Raw genomic sequence first — 13,154 nt, 5'->3', positions numbered from 1 at the left:
AACACCACTACCCACGGCGACAGCCGGCACTCCCCCGTGCCATCAGGCTACCCGCCGCGATTCCGCATGCACCAAACCACCCGCACCAATCCCACCCGCACAACCCACGAAACAAGGAGCAACACATGAGGCAGCGCCGCCGCACCTGGCAGACTCTTCTCGCCACCACCGCATCCCTGACCGTCGCCGCCGTCGCCCTCACCGGCTGCGGCGGGACCGCCACGGACGCGAAGAGCGCCCCGAAGGCCGCCGCGTCCTTCGAGGGCAAGGGCCCCATCAACTACGTCTCCAACCGCGACGCTTCCGGCGCCGCGAACAAGAGCATCGAGGAATGGAACGCCGCCCATCCGGAGGAGAAGGTCACGTTCATCGAACTGCCGGACTCCGCGGACCAGCAGCGCCAGCAGCTCATCCAGAACGCCCAGATCAAGTCGGATACCTTCAGCGTGCTGAACCTGGACGTCGTCTGGACCTCCGAGTTCGCCGCCAACAAGTGGATCATGCCGCTGCCCGCGGACGCGATCCCCACGGACAAGATGATCCCCGCCACCGTCAACGCCGCGACGTACCGGGACTCCCTGGTCGGCGCCCCGTATTACACCGACGGCGCGCTGTTCTACTTCCGCTCGGACCTGCTCAAGGCCGCCGGCATCGCCGCCCCGCCCAAGACCTGGGACGAGATGAAGACCGCCTGCAAGGCCATCCTGGCCCTCCCCCAGGCCGCGGGCATGTCCTGCTACGCCGGCCAGTTCGACAAGAACGAGGCCCTCACGGTCAACTTCTCCGAGGCCGTGGCCTCCGCCGGCGGCACCGTGGTGGACGCCGAGGGCAAGCCCACCGTCAACACCCCCGAGGCCAAGAAGGGCCTGAACCTGCTGGTGGACGGCTTCAAGGAAGGCCTCTTCCCCTCCGACGCCATCACCTACCTCGAAGAGCAGGGCCGCCGCGCGTTCCAGGACGGCAAGCTGGTCTTCCTGCGCAACTGGCCCTTCCTGCACGCCTCCCTGAGCGCCACGGACGGCTCCAGCAAGGTGGCCGGCAAGTTCGGCATCACCTCCATCCCGGGCACCGACGGCCCCGGCGTCTCCACCCTCGGCGGCCGCAGCCTCGCCATCTCGCCCTTCACCGCCAACAAGGCCACCGCCCTGGAATTCATCAAGTTCTTCACCAGCGAAAGGCAGGCCAAGAAGCGCCTCGCCCTGTCCTCCCGCGCCCCGGCGTACGCCTCCCTTTACGCGGACCCCGCCGTCGTCGCCAAGCGCCCGTTCTTCCCCACCCTGCTGACCTCGCTGAACAACGCCCAGCCCCGCCCCAAGGTGGTTCAGTACGGCGCCACCACCAAGGCGATCCAGGAAGAGGCGTACGCGGCCATCACCGGCAAGAAGGACACGGACACGGCCCTGAACGACATGCAGGCCAAGCTCACCGAGCTCTCCGCCAAGTAATTCCGCCCCATAGCAACAGCCGGGCCTGCCGGTTCATCCCGGCCGGCCCGGCAGCTGCAACCCCAGTGAGGTTCCCAGAATGACGACGACGACAGCCCCGCCCGCCGGCGCGCAGACCGGCACGCCCCAACCAGCCAGCCCGCGCAAACGCGGCAACTGCGGCACCCGCACTCCCGGCGAAGGCCGCATGGCCGCGCTGCTGCTCTCCCCCACCATCCTGGTCCTGGCCCTGGTGATCGTGTACCCGTTGCTCGCCGCGGTGCACCAGTCCCTGTTCCGCGCCGAATCCGGGCTGGACGCGGACGGCTTCGTGGCCGACGTCGAATCCTTCGTGGGCCTGGCCAACTACGCCGACCTCTTCGTGGGCGAAACCGGGCGGCGCTTCCTCAACGCGCTCGGCAACACCACCTTCTTCACCGTCACCACGGTGTTCCTCGAGACCGTCCTGGGCCTGTGCCTGGCCCTCGCCATGAACCGGGCCTTCCGCGGCCGGTCCTTCCTGCGCGCCAGCATCCTGGTCCCCTGGGCCGTGCCCACCGCCGTCTCCGGCCTGCTGTGGCGCTGGATCTTCCAGTCCGACGGCATTGCCAACACCCTGCTGGGCAGCGAAATCCTCTGGACCGCCGAGGGTAACGCCTCTCGCGCGGCCATCATCATCGCCGAGGTCTGGAAGACCGCCCCGTTCATCGGCCTCCTGGTCCTCGCCGGCATGCAGGTCATCCCCGGCGAAGTCTACGAAGCCGCCAAGATCGACGGCGCCGGCTGGTGGCGCCAGCTCGGCTCCATCACCCTCCCGCTGGTCAAGCCCACATTGCTGGTCGCCGTGCTGTTCCGCATGCTCGACGCCCTGCGCATGTTCGACCTTCCCTTTGTGCTGATCGGCCCCGGCAAGGAATCCGTGGAAACCCTCTCCATGCTGGCCTGGGATGAATCAAACCAGCTCCGCTACGGCTCCGCCTCCGCGTTCGCGATCATGCTCTTCCTCTACGTCGCCGTCGTCGCGATCGTGTTCGTGAAGGTGCTCGGCGCCGACGTCACCGGTGCCAAAGAACTGAAGCTGATCTCGAAGAAGTCCCGCACCAAGGCAACCACCCAGAAGGCCGAGGCCACCCGATGACCATCTCCGACCTCCGCAACGCCGCCACCTCCTCTGGTGCACCGATCGCCTCCGGCGCCGTCGCGCCCGACGCAAGCACCGCCGTCGGCCATTCCGGAAAACCGAAAACCCAGCGCACCTGGCGCTCCTACTCGGTGTATCTGGGCCTGGCGCTGATCTTCGCCTACTGCCTGGCGCCCTTCTACTGGATGCTGGTCTCCAGCCTCCGCCGCACCGCCGACATTTTCGACAACACCCTGCTGCCGGCTCCGTTCTCGCTGGAGAACTACGCCAAGGTGTTCGACGGCTCCACCATGTTCGGACAGGCCCTGCTGAACTCCCTGATCGTGGCCGGCACTACCACGGCGTTCGCGCTGCTCCTCGGCGTCTTCGCCGCCTACGCGATCTCCCGGCTGAACTTCCGCTTCAAGTCGGTGATCCTGGGCGTGATCATCGCGACGTCGATGTTCCCCGGCATCTCCGTGGTGGTGCCGCTGCTGCGCCTCTTCACGGACCTCGGCTGGATCAACACGTACCAGGCGATGATCGTCCCCAGCCTGTCCTTCGCGATCCCGCTGGCGGTCTGGAACCTCACCACGTTCATGAAGGCCCTGCCGTTCGACCTCGAGGAAGCCGCGATGATCGACGGCTGCACCAAGTGGCAGGCGTTCCGCCGGGTGCTGCTGCCGCTCGCCGCGCCGGGCGTCTTCACCACCGCGATCCTGACCTTCATCCACAGTTGGAACGAATTCATCATCGCGCTGTCCATGATCAACGACCCCAAAATCCAGACCGCCACCGTGGCGATCTCCAAGTTCACCGGCGCCACCGAATTCCAGGCGCCCTTCGGCGAGCAGATGGCCGCCGGCGTGATCGTCACCGTACCGTTGGTCATTATGGTGCTGATCTTCCAGCGGCGGATCGTCGAAGGCCTCACCGCGGGCGCGAGCAAATGATCTCTCTGTCTGGACCTGTGGAGGGGACCGCTCTTGCGCCGGCCGCCGACTGGTGGCAGTCCGCCGTCATCTACGAGGTCTACCCGCGCTCCTTCGCCGACGGCGACGGCGACGGCGTGGGCGACCTCGCCGGGCTCATCGCCCGGCTGCCCTACATCGCGTCCCTCGGCGTCGACGGCATCTGGATGACCCCGTTCCAGCCCTCCCCGCAGGTGGACCAGGGCTACGACGTGACCGACTACTGCGGCGTGGACCCGCTGTTCGGCACCATGGAACAGTTCGATGTTCTGCTTTCCAACGCGCACGCGCTGGGCCTGCGGATCCTGCTCGACGTCGTCCCCAACCACTGCTCCTCGGAGCACCCGCTGTTCCAGGCGGCCCTCGGGGCCGGCCCGGGCTCGCCGGAGCGGGACATGTTCCACTTTGTGCCGGGTCCACTGGGCATGTCCGACGACGGCGGCGTCGGCATTGCGTCTGACGCCGCGGACGCGGACGGCTCAGCTGCCGACGATTCAACCAACGACATGCCGCCGAACAACTGGCAGAGCGTGTTCGGCGGCCGGGCCTGGAGCCGCGCGAGTCCGGGTTCGGCGACGGACAAGGACTGGTACCTGCACCTGTTCTCGGCCGGGCAGCCGGACTGGAACTGGCGCAATCCCGCCGTCGGCGATTACTTCGACGGCGTGCTGCGCTTCTGGTTCGACAAAGGTGTGGACGGGCTGCGGATCGACGTGGCGCATGCACTGTTCAAGGCCGACGGGCTGCCGGACTCGCCCTCCACGGGCGGGGTGGTGGACGGGCTGCGGTCCAACCCGCAGGTCTCGGACCAGGAGGACGTCCACGAGGTCTACCGCCGCTGGCGCACTCTCGCCGAGAAGTATGAGCCGCACCGCCTGCTGGTGGGCGAGGTCAACCTGGAACCGGCCCGTGCCGCCCGCTACACCCGCGCGGACGAGATGCAGCAGGCCTTCGCGTTCGCGTTCGTAAAGGTCGGCTGGGACCCGGAAGCGTGGGCCGCCGTCGGGAACGAGCTCGAAGCCGCCCGGCAGCTCCACGGCGCCGCCCCCACGTGGGCGCTGGAAAACCACGACATCGTCCGCTCCGTCACGAGGTTCGGCGGCGGCGAACTCGGCAGTACGCGGGCGCGGGCGGCCCTGGTGGCATTGCTCGGACTGCCCGGTGCCGCGTACCTCTACCAGGGCCAGGAGCTCGGCTTGCCGGAGGTCGACGTTCCGGTGGAGGCCCGGGTGGATCCGATGTGGGCCCGCGGCGGCGTCTGCCGCGACGGCGCCCGCGTCCCGCTGCCGTGGACCAAGGACGCGGCGTTGAACCACGGCTTCTCGCTGGGTGAACCCGCCGCGGATCCGTGGCTCCCCGTCCCCACGGGCTGGGGAACCCATGCGATCGAACTGCAGCAGCAAGACCCGCAGTCCGCCCTGAACCTCACCAAGGCGGCGCTGGAGCTGCGCCGGCAGCTGTGGAAAAACGAGGTCTTCACCGCGGACGACGGCGGCAGCTGGCGGGTCGAGGCCGGGAACCTGCTGATCTGCGAACGCAACGCGCACTTCCTCGTCGCCGTCGCCATGGGAACGGAACCCGTGCGGCTGCCCTCCGGTACCGTACTGCTCAGCGCCGCGCCGCTGGCCGAGGACGGCTGGCTGCAGCCGAACAACGCCGCGTGGATGCTGCGCGGCTGAGGGTGCTGCGCCACTGCCCGGCACTAAGCCACTTGTAGTCCTAATTACGGGAGCTGACCGTCTGGGCGATGGCGTCGGTGTATGGAGCACTGACGTTCCTGACTACGCCTTGGCACGATAGTCGTTCAGGAACTTTTCTCTGGAAATGTTGTCGCCGGCGAGCAACGGTAACGTGCAGATCTTCGTGACCGCATCATGTGCAGAGTTCGCATGTATGGTACACATTCCGGGCAGCCCGGACATTGTTCAGACACACTGCAGTGGTACCGGGGCACGCTTCGTTATCCGGCGCTAACGGGATTAAACTGAGGGCATTAAACCCCTTCGAGGACTGGTTGCCCGTGGAGACGATATTCTTCCTGGTCGTAATTCTCATCGTTGTGTGGATCCTGCTCGGCCTCTTGCTGAGACTCAAGAAGAGAACCCGCCGCAAGGGCTCCAATTACTATGTGCCCACCTTCAAGGCCAGCTTCGACTCATGGGAGAGTAAATGGACCATGGACCGAAAGTTGCAGGAGCGGTGGGATAAGGCACGGTGGCAGCAGGAGTTTAACCGTCCGTAGAGACGAAGGGCGCGCCCGGCCAGGCCGGACGCGCCCTTCCGATGCCCTGAGCCGAGAAGCGGTTCAGGCGGCTGGTTCAGTCGACGAGCACCGGCTGCTTGGCACTATCCGCAGATTCCACAACCGGCGCAACCTTCCCGTTCCGGTGGTGAAGCCAGTTCGCCACCGCCAGGAGCGCCACGAGGGCGAAAGTACTCAGGAGTTGGGGACGGGAATCCTCACCGATGAATCCCACCGTGAAGATCGCTCCGAGGATGACCAGACCAAACACCGTGAGCCAGGGGAAGCCCGGCATCCGCAGGGGAAGCTCCGTCCCCTCGCGGTCGGCGCGTAGGCGCAGCGCGAGCTGGGCGAGGAGCGCGGAGGTCCACACCAGCAGGCAGGTCGAACCCACGATGTTGAGCAGGACGGGAAGGACCTTCTCGGGGAAAGCCAACTCCAGCACAACCGTGACAACACCGAAGGCAACGCTGGCCAGGACCGCGACAACCGGAACCCGGGCCTTGGACACGGAAGCGAGCAGACGTGGCGCTTCGCCGCGCTCGGCAAGGGAGAACGCCATCCGGGAGGCACCGTAAAGGTTGGCGTTGAGGGCGGAGAGCAGTGCCGCTACGGCCACCAGGGTGATGGCGGTGGCCGCGCCGGGCATGCCGGCGGCGTCCAGCACAGCGGCGAACGGGCTCTTCAGCCCCGCCGAGCCCACAGGAACCACCGCCGCGATCACAAAGATCGCACCGATGTAGAAGACCAGGATGCGCCACAGCACCGTCCGGACTGCCTTCTTCACACTGCGGGCCGGCTCCGCGGTTTCAGCTGCCGCCACGGAGACGATCTCGGTGCCGCCGAACGCGAATGCCACCACGAACAGGGCTGTGGCAATCCCGGCAAAACCGCTGGGTGCGAAGCCGGCCCCGGTGAAGTTGGACAGGCCCGGCGACTGGACGCCCGGCAGCCAGCCGAAGAGCAGGGCAGCGCCCACCAGGAGGAACCCGACGATTGCCGCCACCTTGAGCAGGGCGAACCAGAACTCGAACTCGCCGAAGTTCTTCACACTGGTGAGGTTCACGGCGGTGAGCACCACGATGAACACGAAGGCCATCAGCCACACCGGCAGGGCCGGGAAGATCGTGGCTAGCAGGCCTGCCGCACCCAGCGCTTCGGCCGCGATGACCACCACGAGCTGCAGCCACCAGAGCCAGCCCACCGTGGCACCTGCCACCGGCCCGTAGGCCTTGGCGGTGTAGACGGAGAAGGCGCCGCTGTCCGGGTTGGCGGCGGCCATTTCGCCGAGGGCCCACATCACCAGGATGATGAGGGTGCCGGCCACGAGGTAGGAGATCAGCACGGCTGGGCCCGCGGCCTGGATGCCTGCGCCGGAGCCGATAAAGAGGCCCGCGCCGATGGCGCTGCCGAGCCCCATCATGGTGAGCTGGCGGGGTTTAAGGGCCGCGCCGAGGGCGCGGGCAGACGTCTTTGTCTGTTGTTCCATGGGGATTCCTCTGGTTGTAGGCGGAACGGGGGTCAGTGAGTGTTCAGGCAGCGTGGGCTGCCAGGAGCCCGAGCACGCGGTCGTTGGAGGCGGGATCGGCAACGGTGATCCGCACGCCGTCGCCCTGGTACGCCCGAACCATGATGCCGGCGGCGTCAAACGCGTCCACCAGCCTCGCCCGGAGGCGTTCGTCCGCGCGGATCCACAGGAAATTGCCCTGGCTCGGCTGCAGCTTCCAGCCCTGGGCTTCCAGCTGCGCGGCCATCCGTGCACGCTCCTGCCTGACGGCGGCCACCCGCGCTTCCATCTCCTCCCCGGCGTCCAGCGATGCGATGGCCGCCCTCTGGGCCAGCGCGCTCACCGAGAAGGGAAGGGCAGTCCGGCGCAGTCCCTCGGCGATGTCCGGCGCCGCCACGGCGTATCCCACGCGCAGGCCGGCGAGCCCGTAGGCCTTCGAGAAGGTGCGCAGGATGCACACGTTCGGGTACTGGCGGTAGAGCGCCAGGGAATCGGGGCCGCTGCCCGCTTCGGCGTATTCCACATAGGCCTCGTCGATCACCACGAGGATGTCGGAGCGGACGGCCTGCAGGAAGGCCTCGACGCGGTCGTGGCTGATCGGCACGCCGGTCGGATTGTTGGGGGTGCAGAGCAGGATGACCTTCGTGCGGGCAGTGACGGCCGCGGCCATGGCGTCAAGGTCGTGGCCCTCAGCGCCGTCCAGCGGGATGCGGACCGGCCGGGCGCCTGCAAGCTCAACCAGGATGGGGTAGGCCTCGAACGACCGCCACGCGAAGATCACTTCATCCCCGGCGTCGCAAAACCCTGTAATGATCTGCTGGAGGACGCCGACGCTGCCGGGTCCCGCCGCCACCTCTCCGGCCGTGACGCCGAGGTGGCGGGCAATCCGATCGCGGAGTTCGACGGCGGCACTGTCAGGGTAGCGGTTCATCGTACCGGCCGCCGCGGCCACCGCAGCGGCGGCAGCGGGCAGTGGACTGTAGTGGCTTTCGTTGCTGGCGAGGGCTGCAATGTCCGCGCCGGTGCCGCGCCGGCCAGGGACGTAGGGCGGGAGGCCGGCCACCGCGCCACGAAGGGTGGGGAGCGCGGTGTCCGGTGCGGTTAGGAGCTGATCACGGGTCATGAGGACTGATCATTATTGTGACTCCGCCCACAATGCAAGATACGCTCAACCCATTGGGACTTCTGCTCAACTTCTTCTGTCTGTGGTGAAAATATGACCATCCCGAACCCCCGCGCCCTGGATTCCCTCGACGGCAGGATCATCCTGGCCCTCGACAAGGATCCGGAAGCCAGCGCCCTGGCACTCTCGCGGACGCTCGGCGTCGCACGGAACACGGTCCACGCCCGGCTGGCGCGGCTCGAGCGCAGCGGAGCCCTCCGCTCCTTCAGCCGGAGGCTGGATCCCGCCGCGCTGGGCTATGACCTCATGGCCTTCCTCTCGCTGTCCATCAGCCAGACGCGGACAGGTGCAGTGGAAGACGGGCTCGCCGCGATCCCGGAGGTCATCGAAGTGCACGCCACCACTGGAGATGCGGATCTCATGGCCAAGGTGGTGGCGCGCAGTACGGCCGACCTCTACCGCATCACCAACCAGATCCTGGAAATCGAGGGGATCCAACGGACCAGCACCGCCATTTCCGTACTGGAACTCATGCCGCCCCGCTACGACGGCCTCCTGAGCCGGCTCTCCGAGCAGGAATCCCGCCCCTCCGCCTAAGTTGGGGTGACGCAGGCCACAAGTGGGCATATTTTCAGTTAGCACCCCCACTTCCTGCCAAGAATCCCAATCAAATCCGCCTCTCTTGCCTATCTGTGAACCAGCCCACATGATTCCTGCATGACTTCACTTACCGTCTCCGGTCGCGTGGCGCAGGTTCTCAGCAGCTACCTCAGCGATGTCTTCGGCGTCATGGGCAACGGAAACGTCTACTTCCTGGACGCCGCGGAAAAGCTGGGCCTCCGCTTCTCCGCCGTCCGCCATGAGGGCGCCGCCATCGCCGCGGCCGACGCCTACTACCGGACGTCAGGACGTCTCGCAGCGGGCACCACCACCTATGGCCCCGGCTACACCAACGCACTCACCGCCCTCGCAGAGGCCGTCCAGGCACAAGTCCCCGTCGTGCTGGTCACCGGGGACGCTCCGAGCAGCGGCGCCCGGCCCTGGGACGTGGACCAGGCGGCAATCGCCGCAGGACTCGGCGCGGCCACCTTCACCGTCACCCGCGACGCCGCGGGCTCCATCACGCAGCAGGCGGTGGAATACGCACTCACCAAGCGGACCGCCGTCGTGATTGCCATACCCTACGACCTCGCGGCCCTCGAGGCTGCGGACGAGGAACTTCCGGCGCCGCTGGCACCGGCGGTGAGTGTCGACGTCGACGGCGGCCTTGGGCAGGTAGCCCGGCTGCTCGCCGGGGCGAAGCGGCCGCTGATCCTCGCCGGCCGCGGTGCGCATCTCGCGGGCGCTGCCCCGGAGCTCCGGGAACTCGCCGACCGTCTGGGCGCCCTGACCGCCGGAACCGCCCTGGCGCTCAACCTCCTCCAGGGCGAGGGATACCTCGGCGTCGCGGGCGGCTTCGGCACGGACACCGCGGCAGGGCTCATGGGTGAGGCTGATGTGGTCCTCGTGGCCGGGGCAAGCCTGAGCCCCTTCACCATGCGGTTCGGGCACCTGCTCGGCCCGGACAGCACCGTCATCCAGATCGACACCGCCCTGCAGCCGACGCACCCCCGGGTGGACACCTTCGTCAGCGCGGACGCGAAGTCTGCTGCGGGACACCTCCTGGGGTTGCTGGACGGCACGGCCTCGCCGGACGCCCGCCGCGCAGAAGCCTGGCGCGCGGAAGCCCGCAAGCGCCTGTCGGAGGGACCGGGCCACCAGGCAGGCTCATCGGAGACGCCGGACGGCCGGCTGGACCCGCGCGCCCTTGCCACAGCATTGGATGCCGTGCTGCCGGAGCGCCGCACGGTGGTCCAGGACGGCGGGCACTTCCTCGGTTGGGCCCCCATGTACTGGAACATTCCGCGGCCGCAGGACCTGGTCATGGTGGGCACGGCCTTCCAGACCATCGGGCTGGGCCTTGCCAGCGCCGTCGGGGCAGCTCGCGCGGTGGAGGACGGCCGCACCCTGGTGCTGGCCTCCGGCGACGGCGGTTTCCTGATGGGCCTGTCCGACCTCGAATCGCTGATCGGGGCGGCCAGCAGCGCCGTCATCGTGATCTACAACGATGCCGCCTACGGCGCCGAAATCCACCAGTACGGCTCCCAGGGCCTGACCGAAAGGCCCATGCTGATCCCCGAGGTGGACTTCAGCGGCATCGCCCGCGCGCTCGGTGCCGAGTCCGCGATCATCCGCTCGCTGGCGGACCTTTCCGCGCTCCAGGACTGGATCGACGCCGGCGCCAAGGGAACCTTTGTGGCCGACTGCCGGATCACGTCGAGTGTCCGGGCCCCGTGGCTGAGCGAGTGGATGCAGGCCTCGCAGGCCGCGAAGGCGCCGGTGGCGGGCTAAGGACTTCACAGGTCCACCACCTAACATGTGCACATGAAGGCTGCCCGGGACGCACCATACTGACGCCCGGCCTCATCGCCCTGCCGACCTATATTTTGGCCACCAAGCCCCGAAGACCTGCCCCAATTTGTCCTCGTCGGCATCGGCTGCATTGCGGTCGCGATGACGGGCGGGCACTACATTACCGTCCACTCGAGCGTGCCGGTGATGCCGAATATCGGGCTAGCTGCTTTCACGGCGGGGGTGCGGGGAGAAGACTCCCGAGAGTTCTGCCATGGGCTCGCGCCTACGCGGGCACCGGGCTTCGTCAGCTGGCTCCTCGCCGCACCGGGACCGGCGGGGCGTCGGCACGGGGAATGTGGGTCAGGTGGTCAGTGGCGGCCCGATGATCTCGATGTTGTGGCGTGCAGCGATCGCGGTTAGTGCCTGGCCGTCGATGGGTTCGGGTTCCGGCAGTTCCCTGCGCGCTGCCGGCGCTCCTAATTCGTAGTTAAGCAGCTCTCGCGGGGTCATTTCGGTTGGCTTGCCGGGGGCTGTGTTCAGGTTCTGCGGCACAAGCCGCTGCTGCGACGCCTACGGCGCTCTTGGGTCCTTGAACCCTCGACGCAGAGCGGCGCGTAACGGTGCAGATTGACGCCGCAGGACCCCCGGACTGGCCGGCAGATGCCCTCGGGTTCTGCCGGCCAGGTTCCGCTGCCCGCGTGGCAACGGAACCCCCGACTGCTGGCGTGGTACTTGGTTTCTCGTGGTGGCGTGCAGGCTGCGGGATGACCCCTTCCTTCTCCGGGAGCCGTGGAGCTCTTGGTCAGACCGGGGCACCCGAAGTGGACTCGTTTCACGAACGGCTGGTGAGATGGCAGACCTTCGAGTCTTGGAATTAGGGCGCCGCGTGATCCGAACTGGCACACCCCGGGAACAGAACACACCTTGACTGCGAGGAGTACAGATTGGACCTTTACTGCGGGATCGACTGGGCCGAAGGCCACCATGACATTGCCATCATCGACAGCGCCGGCGAGCTGCTGGCCAAACGCAGGATCACTGACGATGCGGCCGGCTACCGGGACCTGATGGAACTGCTCGCCGAACACGGAGACACACCTCAAAACCCTGTTCCGGTGGCGATCGAAACCAGCCAGGGCCTGCTCGTCGCGGCCCTGCGCGCCGGCACTCGGAGCATTTACGCGGTCAATCCGCTCTCGGCCGCACGCTATCGCGACAGGCACGGGGTCTCGAAGAAGAAGTCCGACCCGGGGGATGCCTTGGTGCTGGCGAACATCCTTCGCACCGACGCCCACGCACACCGCCCCCTCCCGGCCGACACCGAGCACGCCAGGGCGATCACCGTCCTGGCCCGCGCCCAGCAGGACGCTGTCTGGGCACGCCAGCAGACCGCCAACCAGCTCCGCTCCGTGCTGCGCCAGTTCTACCCGGCGCTCCTACAGGCCGGCGCGGTCTGGCAGAACGGCCTTACCCGCCCCGAAACCAGGGAACTGCTGCGCATGGCCCCCACCCCGGGCGCCGCGGCACGGCTCAGCACCGCCCGGATCGAAACCGCCCTGCGCCGGGCGGGACGCACCCGCGGCATCGCCGCCCAGGCTCAGCGGATCAAAACCATCCTTCGGGGTGATCATGCCCGACAGCCCCAGGCCGTCGAGGACGCCATGGGCCAGCAGGCCGCCGGACTGCTCCTCCTCCTCGACGCCGCCTGCCAGGCCGTTGACCGGCTGAGCATCGCGGTCGAGGAGGCCTTCCTGACTCACCCCGACGCCCAGATCCTGCTCAGCTTCCCCGGGATCGGCACACAGCTCGGTGCCCGGATCCTGGCTGAGATCGGAGACGACAGGAACCGCTTCTCCGACGCCCGCGCCCTAAAGGCCTACGCCGGCTCCGCGCCCATCACCAGAGCCTCGGGCAAGAAGAAGTTCGTCGGCCGCAGATTCGTCAAGAACGACCGCCTTAACACCGCCGGCTACATGTGGGCCCTGTCCGCGCTTACCGGATCCCCGGGCGCCAGAGCCCACTACCAGCGCCGCCGAGACGCCGGGGACTGGCACGCAGCAGCCCAGCGCAACCTCTTCAACCGCCTCCTCGGCCAACTTCACCACTGCCTCACCACACGCACCCGATTCGATGAAGCTACAGCCTTCACCCCGCGGGCCGCAGACCCCGCAGCCTGACTTCTAAAGACAGGTGAGATGGGTTGCGCAGCCGACATGGTGCCGGTGGACTCCTGAGATTTCCTCGGTCGGCGAGCCCTGGACCGGCTGCCTCCGGTGCAGGGTGCTGCGTCACCCGTCCCTCGCGCAGCGCAGGAGACCGGCAAGCGGCGGCCCAACGGAATCACTTCAACCGTTTCCCGGGCCAGCCCCAACC

At 67.6% G+C, this 13,154-nt stretch carries 11 protein-coding genes; 8 read left to right on the top strand and 3 right to left on the bottom strand.

Annotated features, from left to right (window positions below; genetic code table 11):
• Window positions 1–125 precede the first annotated feature (125 nt).
• The 5 genes from LDO15_RS05030 to LDO15_RS05005 all read left to right on the top strand — a co-directional run bounded on the left by LDO15_RS05030 (window position 126) and on the right by LDO15_RS05005 (window position 5,757).
• Entirely contained in the window at window positions 126–1,445 is a 1,320-nt protein-coding gene (locus LDO15_RS05030) for an ABC transporter substrate-binding protein (protein WP_223984648.1), read from the top strand.
• Window positions 1,446–1,524: 79 nt separating this feature from the next.
• Window positions 1,525–2,562, top strand: a complete 1,038-nt coding sequence (locus LDO15_RS05025; protein WP_223984646.1) for a sugar ABC transporter permease — start codon at window positions 1,525–1,527, stop codon at window positions 2,560–2,562.
• Window positions 2,559–3,497 (top strand): carbohydrate ABC transporter permease, encoded by a 939-nt coding sequence (locus LDO15_RS05020; protein WP_223984643.1) that lies wholly within the window; start codon window positions 2,559–2,561, stop codon window positions 3,495–3,497. Before LDO15_RS05025 ends, LDO15_RS05020 begins: the two co-directional genes overlap by 4 nt.
• Window positions 3,494–5,194 (top strand): alpha-amylase family glycosyl hydrolase, encoded by a 1,701-nt coding sequence (locus LDO15_RS05015; protein ID WP_223984640.1) that lies wholly within the window; start codon window positions 3,494–3,496, stop codon window positions 5,192–5,194. The genes LDO15_RS05020 and LDO15_RS05015 overlap by 4 nt, the downstream gene beginning before the upstream one ends.
• A gap of 341 nt (window positions 5,195–5,535) precedes the next feature.
• Window positions 5,536–5,757, top strand: a complete 222-nt coding sequence (locus LDO15_RS05005; RefSeq protein ID WP_223984637.1) for a hypothetical protein — start codon at window positions 5,536–5,538, stop codon at window positions 5,755–5,757.
• A 76-nt stretch (window positions 5,758–5,833) separates the two neighbouring features.
• Here the strand turns inward: LDO15_RS05005 and LDO15_RS05000 are convergent, their stop codons facing one another.
• Window positions 5,834–7,246 (bottom strand): amino acid permease, encoded by a 1,413-nt coding sequence (locus LDO15_RS05000; RefSeq protein WP_223984634.1) that lies wholly within the window; start codon window positions 7,244–7,246, stop codon window positions 5,834–5,836.
• A gap of 43 nt (window positions 7,247–7,289) precedes the next feature.
• On the bottom strand, window positions 7,290–8,387 hold the full coding sequence (gene hisC, locus LDO15_RS04995; RefSeq protein WP_223984632.1) for a histidinol-phosphate transaminase: 1,098 nt from the start codon (window positions 8,385–8,387) through the stop codon (window positions 7,290–7,292).
• Window positions 8,388–8,480: 93 nt separating this feature from the next.
• Here hisC and LDO15_RS04990 point away from each other — a divergent pair, with 93 nt between their 5' ends.
• Both LDO15_RS04990 and LDO15_RS04985 read left to right on the top strand, forming a co-directional pair.
• Window positions 8,481–8,984, top strand: coding sequence for an Lrp/AsnC family transcriptional regulator (locus LDO15_RS04990; protein ID WP_223984630.1), 504 nt, complete (start codon window positions 8,481–8,483; stop codon window positions 8,982–8,984).
• A gap of 120 nt (window positions 8,985–9,104) precedes the next feature.
• Window positions 9,105–10,778, top strand: a complete 1,674-nt coding sequence (locus tag LDO15_RS04985; protein WP_223984628.1) for a thiamine pyrophosphate-binding protein — start codon at window positions 9,105–9,107, stop codon at window positions 10,776–10,778.
• Window positions 10,779–11,141: 363 nt separating this feature from the next.
• On the opposite strand, the gene LDO15_RS04980 is transcribed toward LDO15_RS04985, so the two are convergent.
• Entirely contained in the window at window positions 11,142–11,291 is a 150-nt protein-coding gene (locus LDO15_RS04980; RefSeq protein ID WP_223984626.1) for a hypothetical protein, read from the bottom strand.
• 434 nt (window positions 11,292–11,725) lie between these two features.
• Here LDO15_RS04980 and LDO15_RS04975 point away from each other — a divergent pair, with 434 nt between their 5' ends.
• Complete coding sequence (locus tag LDO15_RS04975; RefSeq protein ID WP_223984624.1) at window positions 11,726–12,958, top strand: IS110 family transposase; 1,233 nt, start codon at window positions 11,726–11,728, stop codon at window positions 12,956–12,958.
• Window positions 12,959–13,154 lie beyond the last annotated feature (196 nt).

The organism is Arthrobacter sp. NicSoilB8 (assembly GCF_019977355.1).
Classification (GTDB): Bacteria; Actinomycetota; Actinomycetes; order Actinomycetales; family Micrococcaceae; genus Arthrobacter.
The sequence above is the reverse complement of the archived record's forward strand: the minus strand, read 5'-3'. Positions and strand labels throughout refer to the sequence as shown.

Excerpts from the sequence above, each read along its gene's own strand:
- LDO15_RS05030 (WP_223984648.1), top strand. The coding sequence starts at position 126 with ATGAGGCAGCGCCGCCGCACCTGGCAGACTCTTCTCGCCACCACCGCA.
- LDO15_RS05025 (WP_223984646.1), top strand. The coding sequence starts at position 1,525 with ATGACGACGACGACAGCCCCGCCCGCCGGCGCGCAGACCGGCACGCCC.
- LDO15_RS05020 (WP_223984643.1), top strand. The coding sequence starts at position 2,559 with ATGACCATCTCCGACCTCCGCAACGCCGCCACCTCCTCTGGTGCACCG.
- LDO15_RS05015 (WP_223984640.1), top strand. The coding sequence starts at position 3,494 with ATGATCTCTCTGTCTGGACCTGTGGAGGGGACCGCTCTTGCGCCGGCC.
- LDO15_RS05000 (WP_223984634.1), bottom strand. The coding sequence starts at position 7,246 with ATGGAACAACAGACAAAGACGTCTGCCCGCGCCCTCGGCGCGGCCCTT.
- hisC (WP_223984632.1), bottom strand. The coding sequence starts at position 8,387 with ATGACCCGTGATCAGCTCCTAACCGCACCGGACACCGCGCTCCCCACC.
- LDO15_RS04990 (WP_223984630.1), top strand. The coding sequence starts at position 8,481 with ATGACCATCCCGAACCCCCGCGCCCTGGATTCCCTCGACGGCAGGATC.
- LDO15_RS04985 (WP_223984628.1), top strand. The coding sequence starts at position 9,105 with ATGACTTCACTTACCGTCTCCGGTCGCGTGGCGCAGGTTCTCAGCAGC.
- LDO15_RS04980 (WP_223984626.1), bottom strand. The coding sequence starts at position 11,291 with ATGACCCCGCGAGAGCTGCTTAACTACGAATTAGGAGCGCCGGCAGCG.